Genomic DNA, 14,540 nt, shown 5'->3' with positions numbered 1-14,540 from the left:
GAATGACTATCTCAGAAATACAAACCAACCAGGATGTGCCAGCGTTTCAGATGTTGAGCGAAGACTTGCGAAGACAGGCAAAGGCGATTGGCCTTGGTCAACTCGTTATTAATGGCATATGGCGATCGGTTCAGGATGACAAAACACGCGCGGATATCAATCCCGCCACAGGTGAGGTGATTCCCAATGTAGCTGAGGGCAGTGTTGCTGATCTTGACGATGTAGTGAAGGCCATGCGGCCTTCGAGCAAGGCTCCTGTGGACGCATGAGCGTTTCAATTCCTTTAGTGGCTTATGGGACGCGAACTTGCCCCCGAAGGCATTGAAGCGTATCTGCAAGACAAGACCATCTATGTCGATCTGATGTTAGCTCAGATCCCTCCTTAAAAGCCTCTTCTTAGACCATATGATTTCTGGAGTATAGAAGCAGGGAAAGTGTGAAGATTCATGCCAGAACATACCAATAGCTGCGTGTGGTTGATTACAGGTTGCTCCACGGGCTTCGACCGCGCCTTCGCTGAAGCAGTTCTCCAGCATGGGGACTCTTTGCTGGGAAGCGCCCGGTCCGCGGAAGCGCTGCAAGGACTAGAAGAGCAATTCCCAACGCAAGTCCGTATCATCTCACTTGATGTTACGAAGACTGACGATGCCTATCGAGCCGTTCAAATGGCTCTCTCCACCTTTGGGCAGATCGATGTACCGGTGAATGATACTGGCTATGGGATGTTGGGAGCTATTGAGGAAACATCGGACAGCGAGATGCGCCGCATGTTCGAGACCAGTTTTTTTGGCTCCCTGACGATGATCCAGGCGGCTCTAGCCCATATATGCAAACAAGGACACGGACATATCAGTAATATGTCTTCTATCACGAGCTTCGTAGGGAATGCTGGTTTGAGTGCCTATTGCGGGTCAATGTTCGCTTTGGAAGGTCTCTTAGAGGCGCTGGTTGCCGAGGTCGCGCCTCTGGGTATCCAGGCGACCATTGTGGAACCCGGCAACTTCCGCACAGACTGGGCCGGCGGATCCATGACCCACATCGAGCAAAAAATCGGTGCCTACTCAGCTATTTGTGATGGAACAGCTGCGTTCCTGACGGGAATGCATGAGCAACATCCTAGTGACCCTGCTTGCGCGGCTCAGTCCCTGTTCAAGATAGTTGAAATTCGCAGCCTCCTCTGCACCTGATGCTTGGCAGCGATTGCTTTGAGTGGATGCAAGGCAAGATAGCCAGCGTGGTACGCGACATGGCTGCCTGGGAAGAGCTACCCGCTTCACCGATTTCCTCTTCGTTCAAGCCTAGTCTCAAATCAATGGATACGTCAGGCGTTACGTACGTTCAATGGTGAAGTCGTCTGGCGTTTCTGACACTGGTTTCCATTTGTCTCTCATGAAAAGGATATTGTATTATGGCTACCATCCAAACTCCCTCTTCATCGACTTTGCCAGCTCGCCTGGACAAGCGCATTCTCTTGCTTGCCCTGGGTATGTTCGCGCTGGGAACCGATGCTTTTGTGGTCGCGGGCGTTTTGCCAGCGATTTCACATGATCTCACTATTAGCGAAGGAGCGGCAGGACAACTGGTGACTATCTTCTCGTTGACCTATGGCCTGGGTGCTCCAGTCTTCGCTGCGATCTCTGGGCGCTGGTCACGCAATAAGGTGCTGCTGGTGGCGCTGGGTGCCTTCTGTCTGGTCAACGTTGGTTCGGCACTGGCTCCCAACTATCTTCTTTTACTGCTGACACGGCTGCTTGCCGGCTGTACTGCTGCCACGTTCGCCCCTCTTGCCTATACTACGGGCACATCTCTTGCTCCTCCCCAGAAGCAGGGGAAGGCACTTTCCCTGGTAGCGTTAGGGTTGACTGTAGCGACGGTTTTTGGTTCTCCGCTAGGAACGTGGATAGGAGAGCACATGGGATGGCGTCTCTCCTTTGGGCTGGTCGCCTTGCTGGCTGGCATCGCTTTTCTGGCGCTGCTGCTCTGTGGCTTGCCCCAGGTGAAACGTGGGTTGGCACTCTCACTGAAGGACCGCCTGGTACCAATCAAAGAGCCCCATCTTCTGCTGGCGCTACTCCCGGCTCTCTTGTGGAACCTGGGTGTCTATGTCACTTATACCTATCTCGCGCCACTGCTTCACAGCATGCTCTCGCTCACTGATATCAGTGTGCTCCTACTCGCCTTTGGCGTCGGCGTGATAATCGGCAATGTGAGTGGTGGAACGATCTCCGACCGCCTGGGTGAGAAACGCCCCTTGCTCATCGGTCTGTTTCTGCTGACTCTGACCTTTGCGCTCCTACCACTGGCATGCACAAGTATTCTGGGCGCGAGCATCGCGCTCTTCCTCTGGGGTCTAATAAGCTCGGCCATTTTTACCCCACAACAACATCGTCTGCTGGCTCTGGCCCCCCAGCATGCCAATGTGATCCTGGCCCTCAACAACTCAACCCTGTACCTGGGGATCGCATTCGGCTCGGCAGTTGGAGGCATAGCTCTACAGATTGTTTCTGTGCAGATTCTTCCCTGGATTGGGGCGACGATCATAGCTCTTGCGTTGCTTGTGCTTTTCCTAAGTTTTCGTGTAGGTACAGAAAATCCGGCTAGCTCAGAGGAGTGAGGCGCAGCAATGAAAATAAATAATGTGTGATAGAGAAATATTGTTCTATCTAAGCATAGGAAGTATTCTCATTTTCAATACAATAATGGGTGATGTGCTAGAAACGTTTTTACGATGCGGCCAGCTTGTTCACGAAATTCGATCAGATACCCATGCTGCGCTCCTTCGATCCATTTGTGGGCGTTGGCTTCTCAACCAACGCCCCAGTTTGAATACGCTTCTCTTTGAGGCGGCTCTTCTTCCTTCCTCACGGGGTGAGAAATGTCTAAGTGTTGAAGAAAGTTCTGCACTGAGCAGAAGCGCCGATGTGGTTCGGGGGACTATACGCGCTTGATGGCCCTTTGGGTTGCTGACGAGACAGAGGGACAGGTTCGATAGTCAATGAACAATTCACATGCCAACCCGTGAGAGCGAGAAAGAGGAGATACTGAAACAGATTTGACATAAGCACTCAATTGTGTTAAAATGTGTTTATGCAGAACACATATGATATTCAAGCGTTTGGAAAACTTATTGGGAAGTCTACCAAAACGCTGCAAAAATGGGATCGTGAAGGCAAGCTCGTCGCCCATCGTTCTCCACAATCAAATAGGCGCTATTATACTCACGACCAGTATCTTGAGTATCGTGGGCTAAAAGCACCGGAGCAGGGACTTACCATTGCCTACTCACGCGTCTCTGGAATTGCTCAAAAGCCTGATTTAGTCAACCAAACAAAAGCGTTAGAAGCCTATTGTCATCAGCATTCGCTCAAGGTCGATGAATGGATGTCGGATATTGGCAGTGGGCTAAACTACAAACGCAAACAATTCAATCGGCTTATGGAGATGGTTGAACTTGGTCAGGTACGGCGTATCATTCTTGCTCATCGAGATCGGTTGGTTCGTTTTGGATATGAATACTTTGAAGCCTTTTGTGAGCGACATCATACCCAACTTCTCGTCATCAATGGCGAAAATCTTTCTCCTGAACAAGAATTGGTACGTGACCTCATTGCTATCGTGACAGTCTTCTCTGCCAGATTACATGGACTGCGTTCCTACAAGAAAGCGATTAAGGATGCTGCTTTGCAAAAAGATCAGAATTAACGTTTCTGAGCAAGACGCGGCAACCCTTGAATTTATGCAAGGCAAGTGCAGGGGACTATACAACTGGTGGGTGCTCAAGCTCAGGAATGGTGAGAAATGGGATCTCTACGATGCTAAGAAAAACCTACAAGAGAGCAAACAACATGATCCCGAGCTTGTTCAGGTGTATGGAAAGCTTTTACAAGAGGTCTACTATCGCCTCGATGGAGCCATGAAAGCTTTCTTTCGCAGAGTCAAAGCCGGAGAAGCACCGGGATTCCCACGGGTACGCCCACGGCATTACTTTTTTACGCTTTGCTATCCCGCTATGTACCTCAAAATTGAAGGCGACAAGCTCATTTTGCCCACCGGAGGCAAGGGCAAAAACAAGCAATACTCCAACATCGTTGCGCGCTTGACTGAGATACCGCCTGAACAGTTTAAAGAAGTGGCGATCAGTCGAGATGGTAAGGGAAACTACTTCGCGTCATTTGTGAGAGAGCGCCAAGAGAAACAGTATGAGATAGATGGAATCGTTGCCTTTGATCTTGGCATCAAAACACTGGCAACTGGCGTAAATGAGCAAGGCAGAGTCTACACGGTTGGCGGCTTTAAAGGATCACGCTGGTACAACAAACAACTCGACAAGATTCGATCCAAGCGTGATAAGTGTAAGAAAAAATCACGTCGGTATATCCATCTCAGTAAGGTTTACAAGCGCGTTTCCCAGAAGAAACGCAACAAACAACAGGATAGCTTGCATAAAGCATCCCATCTTATCAGCCACAATTTGGTTGAAAGAACTATTGTGGTTGGTGACCTTTCACAGAGGCAAATGGTTACTAAACAGCATGTAGAGCGCAATAAACATCTGAATCGAGCGGTCTATAACGAGTGGGGCTTGTACGCCTTTCTCGAAATGCTGAAGTACAAATGTGTCCTCTATGGGAAAGAGTTGCATTTCTTAGATGAGCGCAACACGTCCAAGCAGTGTAGTGGCTGTGGCAATCTACAAGCCATGCCATTGTGGAAGAGAACGTATTGTTGCGTCGAATGTGGACTCGTCATGGATCGAGATGAGAACAGTGCACACAATATCCTGACGAGGTTCTTTGCGCGGCGAGCGCCACACACCGAAAGGTGCGGTGTGCTGCATACGCCCCAAAGCGGCGTAGATGTCACGATGGCATCCTGTGAGGGGCAAGTGCAGCAATTGAATTTGTTTGAGAGTGCGTAAGCACTTTTGAGGAGATTTAGAAAGGCAGGTTCATGTATTGTGAGTGAGGTCAAAGAAAACGCCGCTCCTCATCCAGGGGCTGAGCCTGCACAAGCGACAGCGCAGCCCCCTGGTGTGATCGCAAAAGTGATCGCGGATCAGCTTGAGGAGACAGAAATTGGTCCGCGCAGGCTCATTCTTCGTCTTGTGAAATATCTCGGGATTGATATGCGCTCACCTTCCTCAAACAGACATTGGGGGTGGAAGAGCAAGGAGGACTGATGTTGCTCGATGGGTCACGGCGGACCCCTGGAGATGTCTGGTTGTTTGTGGTGCGTCAGCGTTTACCCTCGCGGGACACCTATTATCTCTTTCCCCACTCTCGGTCTTGGTATGTTCAGGAAGGTACCTAGAAAGCGGATACAAAGACGAATACTGCAATAAGTTCACCTCAACCAGCCCCAGTGGTGCCAACGGTCTTTCGTTGGGCCGACCGATATGCTGCCCTCACCGAGATGGGCACCAAGAGTGGAGTTGTACGAATGGTAAAAATGATGGTTGTTGGACGCCTAGTACTAGTATCCCCTGCAAAATGGATAAACAGGCTTGAGGAGCCGATGTAAGCGCAACAATTGATAGGGGAATGGTTGTGCTTATCTCTGGTTGTGCTTTAAGCGACCATGGATTGAGCGGTATGGCGCAGATTACTGGCGATGACGCCCAGGCCCAACCACCGCTCCATCCCTTCTTCCCCGTGGTAGGCACTTTTGCGCCATCCATAATCGCGTCTCAGGCTAGCAATTCTGCCCTCGATGCCCGCACGCCAGCGATACCCCCGCTTCCAAGCCTGATTCTTACCCACATCTACAAATGGAGGTGAAGAGCGAGATGCGCGCCCTCAAGAAGCGTTTGCAAGGAGAGCCAGCCTTTCCAGATGGTTCGCCATCCAGGAGGACCATCACGACGACGCGCCAGATAACCACCGAGCCGTGCCACTTCCGTCCAGAAGGTGCCCAGTGTCATGGTGGCAGGCGAGTGACCAGAGCGCTGGGCCAACACCGCAAGCATTAGAGGCTCAATCACCTCAGAAGCTGGGCGTTGTGGCGCTTCACGAGCGTAGGCACGCACCTGCAACAAGCGCACGGCAAGTGGAGACAACACCCCCAACAAGCGCATCAGAGCGTCAACCGTTTGCAATTGTCGTTCCTCGATGCGATACCCGCTTTTGAGGCATTGGTGATACTCCTCGACCAGCCAGCGTTGCCGATACCAGTCCACACGCTCCCGTGCTTGTTCGAGCGTCATGGTGGGAACCGAGGTCAACAAGATCCATTCCAACGGTTTTTCACCTTCCGGAGCCAGTTCTTCCCAGACGCGGATGACCCAGACGGTCAAGGGTTCGTTGCTCGCTTGCGGCTCATGGCGTGGGGGCAAGAGGGTCATGTGTCCGAAGGCAAGCTGAACCTGGGTCGAACGCGCTTTGTGTCCATGCCGAGCTGGCACCTCCAGCGGACGGCTCTGCTGACTTGGAAAGGCGCGGGCGCGATCCAGAGAATACGTGATCTCTTCCTCGTCCGCTTCCGTGCGCCGATTCTGAGCCGCTCGCACCAGAAAGTGCGTCTGGTTCGCTTGGCATGCGAGGAAAAACGGGAACATATCCGCGCCTCGATCCCCAACATGGACCCAAGTGCTTCCTGGCTTAGGCTTCCCAATGGCACCTACCTGGCGCATCCAGACATCGGTTTCACGCTCTTTGCGTTTGAGCCGTTGATGGCGTTGTTCCCCTTTGGGTGCTGCAATGCGCACAAAGGGTTCTTGAGCCATACAGCCAAGCACTTCCTTGGTAGGGGGACGCACAGCAAGCACTGTTTGCACGCGCGAAACCACGCCCACGTTCATTGCCAATTTGCCCCGTCCCACTGATCTTGTGGCGATGCGACAGATCGATATCGGTGGTATCTTGTACCAGCAACATCACTGCAGAGGATGCAGCTTGTTCCCTCGTCTGTTGAACATGCGGCTGCATCAAGGCAGCAAAGGTCACGTCTGGCTCGTTGAGCAAACGATACAAGGCTTTTGCCCCTTTCCAGTCGTGCATTTGAGCCGGCAGCGAACCCAGAGGGTTCTCCGCCAGGTTGCTGGCTGCCTGGATGGTGCGTCTCGTTCGGCGGCTATCGTGCAATTGGACGTTCCCAAAGGTGTGCTCGGCCCAACTCTTGGCGTCTCATACTTCTTGCGTCTTCATCCTTGATTCTATCACTTCCTAAATGTGGGTAAGAATCAGGCTTCCAAGCGGGGGTATGCTCCAGCACCTGGCGTTCCTCAGACACTTTGCCGGCTGCCGGGATCGCCACCAGCTTGACCCCTGCTGCCTGCAGCGTGCTCGACGTCTGGGCCGAATGCACTCCCCGATCGCCTGCCACCAGATGAGGGGGATGGCCCAAGACCTGCTGGTGATGCGCTACCGCCTCGATCGCCTGCCCATGCTCATGAGGATGCTCCAAGATCTCATAGCCGGTCACAATCCCTCCCTCCACTTCATCCAGCATCACCTGTCGACCGAACTCGACCAGTGCTCCTCCTTTGTGGCGAGGGATGGCTCGCGTGTGCGGCTCAAAGAGGCTGAGCACCTTCTGCTCTGAGGGGACCTTCTTGCCTTCGAGCACCCGGCTACGCGTTTGCGCAATGACGCGCTCCACCAGGGGGAGGAAGTGCTGGGCTTGCTGCACAAGCCGCTTGGCCTCAGACTCGCTCTGCTGGCTGAGCGCCTTGACCACGCGGGTGGTCTGTCGCGCCATCTGTTCCGTCGTCTCGATCAATTTTTGGTACAGCTGCTTTTGCTCGGCCTCTTTGGCTTCGCCCTTGCGCCTCAACTGTCGATGGAGCCGTTGTGCTGCCTGCTTGGCCGAGCGCAGTCGTGAGCGGCAGATCTCTTTGAGCGAGCCCACCTCATCCGTGATCACCCCTTTGGCCCGCTTCACGATGCGAGAGAGGACCCGCACGCTGTCCACCAGCAGTCCGCTGTCCGTCGGATGATGAATCTCGGTCTGCACACAGGTGGCATCCAGTCGCAGTTTGCGCCCTCTGGTCGCTTTGGCTTGCACAGCCAACTCCACCACGCGATCGTTCAAGGTATGCAGCGTTTGGGGCCGCAAGGTCTGCAACCAGCGAAGCAGGGTCGTTTCATCGGGCACCTGCTGAAAATAGACGCGGCAGAACCAGCGCAGGACCAGGCTGTCTGCAACCCGCTCTTCGGTTTCTCGGTAGCTCCACTGATAGAGATGTTTACAGATGAGCATGCGCAGGATCACTTCCACTGGCGTCGAGTGCCGCCCATGCACCAGCGTCCAGCGATGCCGCTTTCCCAGATCGGCACGCACCTGCTGGTACAATGCATCATCCTCCAGCAGCCGATCCAGTTCCTTAAGCACGGGGTCGGTCTGTGCGGCCACTTTGGGCACTCGCGCAAACACGTCTTCTGGCTGATAGCGGTCCACAAGCATACGCTCTTCCTCCTCTTTTCTGCTCCTTTCTCTCTTTCTCCCACGAAAGCGCCCCCCTCCTCCGCTTCACATGCTGTTTGAGGAGGCCCATTTTGCAGGGGATACTAGTACTAGTTTGCACTGCGAAATGCAATCCGCTCCACAGGCCGCTCTAGTGGCCTCCCATCCCTGAGATTGAGACGATTTGCGGGAGAAGCAGCGTATTTGAGAGGCAAGCTGATCCTGTAAACTCGCTTCCCAGGCCGCTTGCATTTCGCAGTGCAAACTAGTACTAGTATCCGGTGCAAAACCACAATTATCTTGAAAAGCTGCTTAGTAGCAACCTATCGGTTTTTGAAGTGATAGGTTGCTTTTGTGTCTCATTGAGAGATCAGCTCTCCTTGAAGCCGCCTGCTTCTTCGCAGCTTTGGTGGCTTGCGCTTGGGCGATATGGCGCAGGTTACTGGCAATGATTCCGAAGCCAATCCACCATTGCATCCCTTCCTGCCCGTGATAGGCACATTTACGCAATCCATAATCGCATCGCAAGCTGGCAATTCTGCCCTCGATGCCTGCACGCCATCGATAGGCCCGCTTCCATCGTCGCGTCCGTTCTACCGCTTGCCGCAGAGGTGAAACCTTCCCTACTGCTGGGATTGCCACCACCTCGACTCCTGCCGTGAGAGCTTGTATCTCGGTGTTCGCGGAATGAACCCCACGATCTCCAGTGAGCATCCTTGGGGGATGATCAAAGAGGCGATGATGATGATCCAACGCCTGGAGCCCTTGTCCATGCTCATGCGGTGACTCCAGGATCTGGAACCGGGTCACGATTCCTCCCTCCACCTCGTCGAGCACGACCTATCGGCCAAACTCGACAGGTGCAGCGCCTTTGTGGCGCGGAATGAGACGCGTGTGAGGTTCGAACAGGCTGAGCACTTTGTCGCTAGCCGCCACCTGCTTGCCTTCCAAGACCCTGGTGCGTGCCTGGATGATGACACGTTCGACCAGAGGGAGAAGAGGCTGAACCTCAGCCAGCAGGTGCTCTGCCTGCTTCTCAGCCTGGTGGATCAAGTGCGTTCTCACCTGCTTGGCTTGCCGCACCATCTGCTCCGTTGTGGTGATCAACTGCTGATAGAGGGTTCTCAGTTGGTCAGCTTGCCGTTCCTGCTGCTGTTCCCCCCTCTGCTCTTCGCACGAGTCGATGGAGCTTTTGGGCCACCTGACGCGCACTTCGTACTCGCGAGCGGCAGGCCTCTGCCGTTTTCGCGGGTGTGCCTTTCACCAGGGGTTTAGCTCGCGCGACGAAGCCAGCAAGTCTGGTCTGGAAGTGCTCCCCTTCTGGTCATATTCGCCATGCAAAAGGGGTCGATTTTGAATATTTGCCCTATACGTTCATGAATTGCCTGGACAGATGAAGATGGTGAGGAGGCACAAGCTTGCAGGCATATCTGGCTTCTGCTATACTCACCCATGTTGGGGACTTGGGGAGAAGCATATTGGGTATCTGTTGTGTACAAGGAGTCTATGCCAAAACCACCTGCGCATGCACTGATCTGGTCTGCCGAGAACCACTTCTATCTGCTCCATACCCCTGGTCATCCACCCCAGGCGATCATGTCGGAAAACGAGGATATGTGGCACACCTGGTTGACCACGCATTCCTCCTTTGCCTTCCAGGGACAACATGGTCATCTCAACGTGCTCAAAGAGGCTCGATCACGTGGGACTGGCTACTGGTACGCCTATCACAAGCGCGCAGGCCAGACCCGCAAGCGTTATCTCGGACACAGTGCAATAGTCACACTCGCGCACTTGGAAGCGGTCGCGCAGACCTTCCAGGAACGCACTTTGGCCCATCCGTAGACGTCTCCCTCCCCAGTCTACCAGCAAGGCAGTGAACTTGGGGAGATGATACTTGTGACCAAATTCTCTCTCCCCAGTCCACCTACTCTGCTCGTGTCCCGGGAACGCTTGCTCTCCATGTTGGATGCCGCCTTCTCTCGTCCTCTCACCTTGCTCTCTGCCTCGGCGGGTTGTGGCAAGACCACCCTGCTCTCAACATGGGCGCACAGACACCGAGAGGCTGTGGCCTGGCTCTCACTGGAGGTGCTGGACAATGACCCGAGGCGCTTCTGGCTCTCGCTGATCAGGGCCCTACGTTGCGCTCGACCAGAAATGGGAGCGCATGCGCTCGCCCTGCTGCAAGCGCCCGTGCCTGAGCCGCTTAAGCAGAGCCTGACGGCTCTGCTCAACGAATTGGTGGACAGTAACGCAGCAGCCTTGCCCCTCCTGTTGATCCTGGATGACTATCATGTGATCGAGGAGCCAACCGTTCACGCCTCCCTGACCTTCTGGTTGGAACATCTGCTGCCCCATGTCCACTTGGTGCTGGCGAGCCGTGTGGACCCAGATCTTCCCCTTGCACGTTTCCGAGTGCGTGGGCAAATGACCGAGCTTCGAGACGCGGAGCTGCGCTTTACCCGGGAAGAGGCTCAGGATTTTCTCACTGCGTGCATGGGCCTCTCCCTTGAAGAACGTGATGTTGACCTTCTGGAAGCGCGTACAGAGGGCTGGATTGCCAGCTTGCAACTGGCTGCTCTCTTCCTCCAGAAACAGGCTGATCCTTCGGCTTCGGTGCACAGACTCAGAGGTAACCAGCGCTTCCTCCTTGACTATTTGCGCGAAGAGATCCTCGCCAGCCAGCCGCCCGACATACAGAACTTTTTGTTACACACAAGCTGGCTCAGCCCTTTAAGCGCCTCCCTGTGCAATGCCATTTTGGGTAGAGACGACAGTGCTCGCCTGCTTGAACAAGTGGAACGGGCCAATCTCTTTCTCCACCCCCTTGATGAGCACAGGCAGTGGTATCGCTATCATACCTTGTGGGCACAGGCTATGCAGCATGAAGCACAGTTCCGCCTGGGTGCAGCCACGCTCCGTTCCCTTAGGAGCAAAGCTAGTGAGTGGTATGAGCGACAGCGGATGTTCCCAGAAGCCATTGAAGCGGCATTGGCGTGCGAGGATTTTTCCCGAACTGTTGTGCTTATTGGGCAATTTCTGGACCCCAACAGCTTTCGCAATGAATATTATCTGGTACGCTCCTGGTTGAGACGCTTGCCAGAGGAGATGCTGCAAGCCCAACCAGATCTCTGTTTTCAGTATGCGCTTACGCTGATGTTTACCTCAGATCGACGTTCGTCAATCTTGTGGACACGTATCGAGTCATTGGTGCAGTGGGCAGAGCAGGGCTTTGAGGCACAAGGGCAACGGGAAAAGCTGGGCGAAACTCTGCAATTGCACGCTGACCTTGCGTTCTTTCAAGAAGATCTCACGCGTCTGTTCGCACTGACCCACCAGGCTCAATCACTTCTGATAGAGCACAGTGTGATGTATCCCGATAACCTTTTGATGAGGGGATTTGAGGCCTTTCTTGAGGGTGAGGTGCATGTGGCGTGGCGGTACTTCCTTGAAGGGTCTAGGAGATCAAAAAACCTCAACAATCATTCTTCTGCATTCGCTGCATTCCTCTGGTTGGGTGAGGTCTGCCTGGAACAAGGCGAGTTGCGCAGGGCCTTACACTACTACCATCAGGCCCTTACCTACATTGATGAAGATCAGGAGATGGCTCGGCAGCAATTGCTGCTGGAAACAGGAAGCAGTGAACCGTTCTTCTTTTCCTGGGCATCTCGTTGTCTTGCGCAACTTTTCTATGAGCGTAATGAGCTCTCCGACGCTCAGCGCCATCTCTCTGAGGTGCTGACGCTGCCAGCAAAGCCGGAGAACGGGATTCACGTTTTGGCAGCAGCCACTCTGGCCCAGGCTCGCCTGCTGCATGCGTGTGGAAAAACGCAACAGGCTCTGGATCAGCTCTTGTACGAGGAGATGCATGTGCACTTCCCGTGGTCGGTAAGAGCAATTCGCATCTGCCTAGCGCAATTGCAATTGGCACAGGGCGATCTGTTGGCAGCCGAACAATGGGTGCAAGAAAAGGATCAGACTGATCCGTCCCAATCTCCCGAACAAGAGGAAGTGCTCCCACTCTTGTTCCAGCAGGAGGAAGCGCTGCTCCGTGCTCGTGTGTGTATTGCACAAAAGAGGGGGGGGCCGCATTGGAAGCATTGGCCTTCTGGAAAGAGAAAGCGCAGGCTCAGGGTCGCAAGCGGAGCATTCTGGAAATTCAGATTCTGGAGGCCCTGGCCCGTGTGGTCTCTCAAGAATTTGTCCAGGCCAGATCCGCTCTGCGAGAGGCATTACTACTCGCGCATACGGAAGGCTATCAGCGCCTCTTTCTGGATGAAGGGCCGGCGATGGAGCGTCTGCTGAAAATGCTGTTGCCAGAGCTACACGAGACCTCGCTAAACTCCTATGTGCGAACGCTTTTGTATGCATTTGCGCAAGAAGCAGGAAGGCAGCCTGTGAAGGAGACACCAGATGCAGAGGGGAGGCCGGTTCTCATAGAACCGCTGAGTGCACAGGAGAGACGGGTTTTGCGTCTGCTCGTCGCCGGACAGTCCAATCCAGAGATTGCCCGTGAATTGATCATCTCGGTCAATACCGTGAGAACCCACGTGCAAAGCGTCTATCGTAAACTGGGCGTCCACCGTCGCATCGAGGCCAGCGAGGTGGCGCGATGCTTGTCGTTGCTCTAACCACCGCCCCTATTCCTCATCTACTTACAATCATCCATCTGGACGATGTCAGCTCATCCACTGCCGCCGTATACTTCCAACAGCTTCAGCAAAAGGAGGAAGACGCTGCCTATACAATGTCGCATCTGGATCAAAGAGCACCTGGACCCTTCCTGGCAAGAGTGGTTTGAGGATCTTCTGATTTACCACGACGCATCTGGCAGAACGATGCTGTACGGATCACTGATCGATCAAGCGGCACTCTATCGGGTTCTACTCAAAATTCGAAGCCTTGGTCTTGTCCTGGTCGCCCTTGAAACAGATGAGCCTCCATCGGTGCAGGAGGAGCAGTGATACTGCGCCTATTGTCCGTTCTGCCTACATTCCGTCAGCGCAGGGAAGGAGCAAACCGCAACCGATGGTCGGGAGGAGAAGAATGTCATCTCTACGACAAAAAGAGCGAACTACTAGACGAGATAAAGAGTACGAAAGTAATCGCAGCATTTGCTCACTGCGAGAGCGAAATGTTTATTGTTGGACTTTTCTCATGGTACGTTTTTGTGACGCTATCATATTTTTCACTACTTGTCTCTTGCGCGCCCAACGCATTACTTTTGTGAGCGCTAGCAAGAAGTATCCAATTTCAGAAGAAAGGACACTCAGAAAATGAACGATCTCTTTTGCTTTACGGCTGGTGATGGGTGCCGAATTGCCTATCGCTTCGATGGACCAGAAGATAAACCCGTCCTAGTTCTCTCAAACTCGATTGGGACTACCTTGCACATGTGGGATGGGCAAATTGAGCAATTGCCGAAACATTTCCGTATCCTGCGTTATGACACGCGGGGTCATGGTGCTTCAGACGCCCCGGCGGGGGCGTATTCGGTGGATCGGATGGGACGGGATGTGATCGAGTTGCTCGACGCGTTGAAGATCAGTCGCGTGCATTTCTTAGGGCTCTCGTTTGGAGGCGCTATCGGACAATGGTTGGGTATACATGCCCCCGAGAGAATCGATCGACTGATTCTCTCCAATACTTCCTCCTACCTGGGGCCGGCAGAGTCCTGGGATAGCATGATCGCCTCTGTGCTGCAAACCGAGGACATGTCAGACATCGCGAACATGTTTCTCCACAATTGGTTTCCTGCACAGATGCTGGAGGAGGAAAACGCCGTCGTCTCATCGTTTCGAGCCATGTTGCTTGCTATGCGCCCACAAGGCTTTGCTGGATGCTTCGCGGCGATCCGGGACTTGGATATGCGCCGAACGGTGGCGCTTATCAACAGCCCAACCCTAGTGATTGCTGGTCAGTACGACACGGTCACGCATCCTAGCCACGGAGAATTGATCGCCGCGATAGTGCCTGGCTCAAAACTGGTGATGTTACCCGCTGTTCACTTGTCGAATATTCAGTATCCAGCCGACTTCCTGAGCATAGTGCTCGCATTCTTGCTCTCGAAGTGAAGCAAGAACTGAAATGATTCATATTCATAGAGTATGACAAAATATACTTTTTACACGTAAGAAGAA

The 14,540-nt window shown here is 53.6% G+C and carries 12 protein-coding genes and 5 pseudogenes; 12 read left to right on the top strand and 5 right to left on the bottom strand.

The genetic code is table 11. From position 1 onward, the window contains the following. Positions 1-2: 2 nt before the first annotated feature. From JMJ16_RS51060 to JMJ16_RS51035, 6 genes are all read left to right on the top strand, one after another. Positions 3-269, top strand: coding sequence for a hypothetical protein (locus JMJ16_RS51060; RefSeq protein WP_201394175.1), 267 nt, complete (start codon positions 3-5; stop codon positions 267-269). A 177-nt stretch (positions 270-446) separates the two neighbouring features. Further along, complete coding sequence (locus JMJ16_RS51055; RefSeq protein WP_201394172.1) at positions 447-1,187, top strand: SDR family NAD(P)-dependent oxidoreductase; 741 nt, start codon at positions 447-449, stop codon at positions 1,185-1,187. A gap of 221 nt (positions 1,188-1,408) precedes the next feature. After that, on the top strand, positions 1,409-2,614 hold the full coding sequence (locus JMJ16_RS51050; protein ID WP_201394170.1) for an MFS transporter: 1,206 nt from the start codon (positions 1,409-1,411) through the stop codon (positions 2,612-2,614). 473 nt (positions 2,615-3,087) lie between these two features. Beyond that, complete coding sequence (locus JMJ16_RS51045) at positions 3,088-3,702, top strand: IS607 family transposase (protein WP_201394168.1); 615 nt, start codon at positions 3,088-3,090, stop codon at positions 3,700-3,702. After that, positions 3,674-4,918 carry an RNA-guided endonuclease TnpB family protein gene (locus JMJ16_RS51040; RefSeq protein WP_201378385.1) on the top strand — a complete coding sequence of 415 codons (1,245 nt, stop codon included), beginning with the start codon at positions 3,674-3,676 and terminating at the stop codon, positions 4,916-4,918. The genes JMJ16_RS51045 and JMJ16_RS51040 overlap by 29 nt, the downstream gene beginning before the upstream one ends. 39 nt (positions 4,919-4,957) lie before the next feature. Continuing rightward, positions 4,958-5,179 carry a hypothetical protein gene (locus tag JMJ16_RS51035; RefSeq protein WP_201394433.1) on the top strand — a complete coding sequence of 74 codons (222 nt, stop codon included), beginning with the start codon at positions 4,958-4,960 and terminating at the stop codon, positions 5,177-5,179. Positions 5,180-5,567: 388 nt separating this feature from the next. Here the strand turns inward: JMJ16_RS51035 and JMJ16_RS51025 are convergent. From JMJ16_RS51025 to JMJ16_RS51010, 5 genes and pseudogenes are all read right to left on the bottom strand, one after another. Beyond that, positions 5,568-5,747 (bottom strand): annotated as a pseudogene (locus JMJ16_RS51025) (ISNCY family transposase); the annotation flags it as partial. Positions 5,748-5,761: 14 nt separating this feature from the next. Continuing rightward, positions 5,762-6,721, bottom strand: coding sequence for an IS4 family transposase (locus JMJ16_RS51020; protein ID WP_236602128.1), 960 nt, complete (start codon positions 6,719-6,721; stop codon positions 5,762-5,764). Continuing rightward, positions 6,642-7,079: a transposase DNA-binding-containing protein gene (locus JMJ16_RS55620; RefSeq protein WP_236601395.1), complete on the bottom strand. Its 438-nt coding sequence runs from the start codon at positions 7,077-7,079 to the stop codon at positions 6,642-6,644. Before JMJ16_RS55620 ends, JMJ16_RS51020 begins: the two co-directional genes overlap by 80 nt. A gap of 103 nt (positions 7,080-7,182) precedes the next feature. Then, positions 7,183-8,400 (bottom strand): annotated as a pseudogene (locus tag JMJ16_RS51015) (ISNCY family transposase); the annotation flags it as partial. 417 nt (positions 8,401-8,817) lie between these two features. Beyond that, positions 8,818-9,697: pseudogene (locus JMJ16_RS51010) on the bottom strand (ISNCY family transposase); the annotation flags it as partial. 209 nt (positions 9,698-9,906) lie between these two features. Here JMJ16_RS51010 and JMJ16_RS55615 point away from each other — a divergent pair. The 6 genes and pseudogenes from JMJ16_RS55615 to pcaD all read left to right on the top strand — a co-directional run bounded on the left by JMJ16_RS55615 (position 9,907) and on the right by pcaD (position 14,474). Further along, positions 9,907-10,245: a hypothetical protein gene (locus tag JMJ16_RS55615; protein WP_236602127.1), complete on the top strand. Its 339-nt coding sequence runs from the start codon at positions 9,907-9,909 to the stop codon at positions 10,243-10,245. A 45-nt stretch (positions 10,246-10,290) separates the two neighbouring features. Next, positions 10,291-12,420 (top strand): annotated as a pseudogene (locus tag JMJ16_RS51005) (AAA family ATPase); the annotation flags it as partial. A 41-nt stretch (positions 12,421-12,461) separates the two neighbouring features. Beyond that, positions 12,462-12,653: pseudogene (locus tag JMJ16_RS56355) on the top strand (hypothetical protein); the annotation flags it as partial. A 36-nt stretch (positions 12,654-12,689) separates the two neighbouring features. After that, positions 12,690-13,031, top strand: a complete 342-nt coding sequence (locus tag JMJ16_RS51000; RefSeq protein ID WP_201394165.1) for a response regulator transcription factor — start codon at positions 12,690-12,692, stop codon at positions 13,029-13,031. Positions 13,032-13,076: 45 nt separating this feature from the next. Further along, on the top strand, positions 13,077-13,364 hold the full coding sequence (locus tag JMJ16_RS50995) for a hypothetical protein (protein WP_307813468.1): 288 nt from the start codon (positions 13,077-13,079) through the stop codon (positions 13,362-13,364). Between the two features lie 312 nt (positions 13,365-13,676). Continuing rightward, entirely contained in the window at positions 13,677-14,474 is a 798-nt protein-coding gene (gene pcaD / locus JMJ16_RS50990) for a 3-oxoadipate enol-lactonase (protein ID WP_201394164.1), read from the top strand. The last annotated feature ends 66 nt before the right edge of the window (positions 14,475-14,540 follow it).

This window comes from Ktedonobacter sp. SOSP1-52, from assembly GCF_016587395.1.
This window is presented reverse-complemented; position numbering and strand designations above follow the sequence as displayed.

What these genes read in the sequence shown, in the direction of transcription:
- JMJ16_RS51045 (WP_201394168.1), top strand. Translation starts at nt 3,088, where the DNA reads ATGCAGAACACATATGATATTCAAGCGTTTGGAAAACTTATTGGGAAG.
- JMJ16_RS55615 (WP_236602127.1), top strand. Translation starts at nt 9,907, where the DNA reads ATGCCAAAACCACCTGCGCATGCACTGATCTGGTCTGCCGAGAACCAC.
- JMJ16_RS51055 (WP_201394172.1), top strand. Translation starts at nt 447, where the DNA reads ATGCCAGAACATACCAATAGCTGCGTGTGGTTGATTACAGGTTGCTCC.
- JMJ16_RS51060 (WP_201394175.1), top strand. Translation starts at nt 3, where the DNA reads ATGACTATCTCAGAAATACAAACCAACCAGGATGTGCCAGCGTTTCAG.
- JMJ16_RS51020 (WP_236602128.1), bottom strand. Translation starts at nt 6,721, where the DNA reads ATGGCTCAAGAACCCTTTGTGCGCATTGCAGCACCCAAAGGGGAACAA.
- JMJ16_RS51040 (WP_201378385.1), top strand. Translation starts at nt 3,674, where the DNA reads ATGCTGCTTTGCAAAAAGATCAGAATTAACGTTTCTGAGCAAGACGCG.
- JMJ16_RS50995 (WP_307813468.1), top strand. Translation starts at nt 13,077, where the DNA reads ATGTCAGCTCATCCACTGCCGCCGTATACTTCCAACAGCTTCAGCAAA.
- JMJ16_RS51050 (WP_201394170.1), top strand. Translation starts at nt 1,409, where the DNA reads ATGGCTACCATCCAAACTCCCTCTTCATCGACTTTGCCAGCTCGCCTG.
- pcaD (WP_201394164.1), top strand. Translation starts at nt 13,677, where the DNA reads ATGAACGATCTCTTTTGCTTTACGGCTGGTGATGGGTGCCGAATTGCC.
- JMJ16_RS51000 (WP_201394165.1), top strand. Translation starts at nt 12,690, where the DNA reads ATGGAGCGTCTGCTGAAAATGCTGTTGCCAGAGCTACACGAGACCTCG.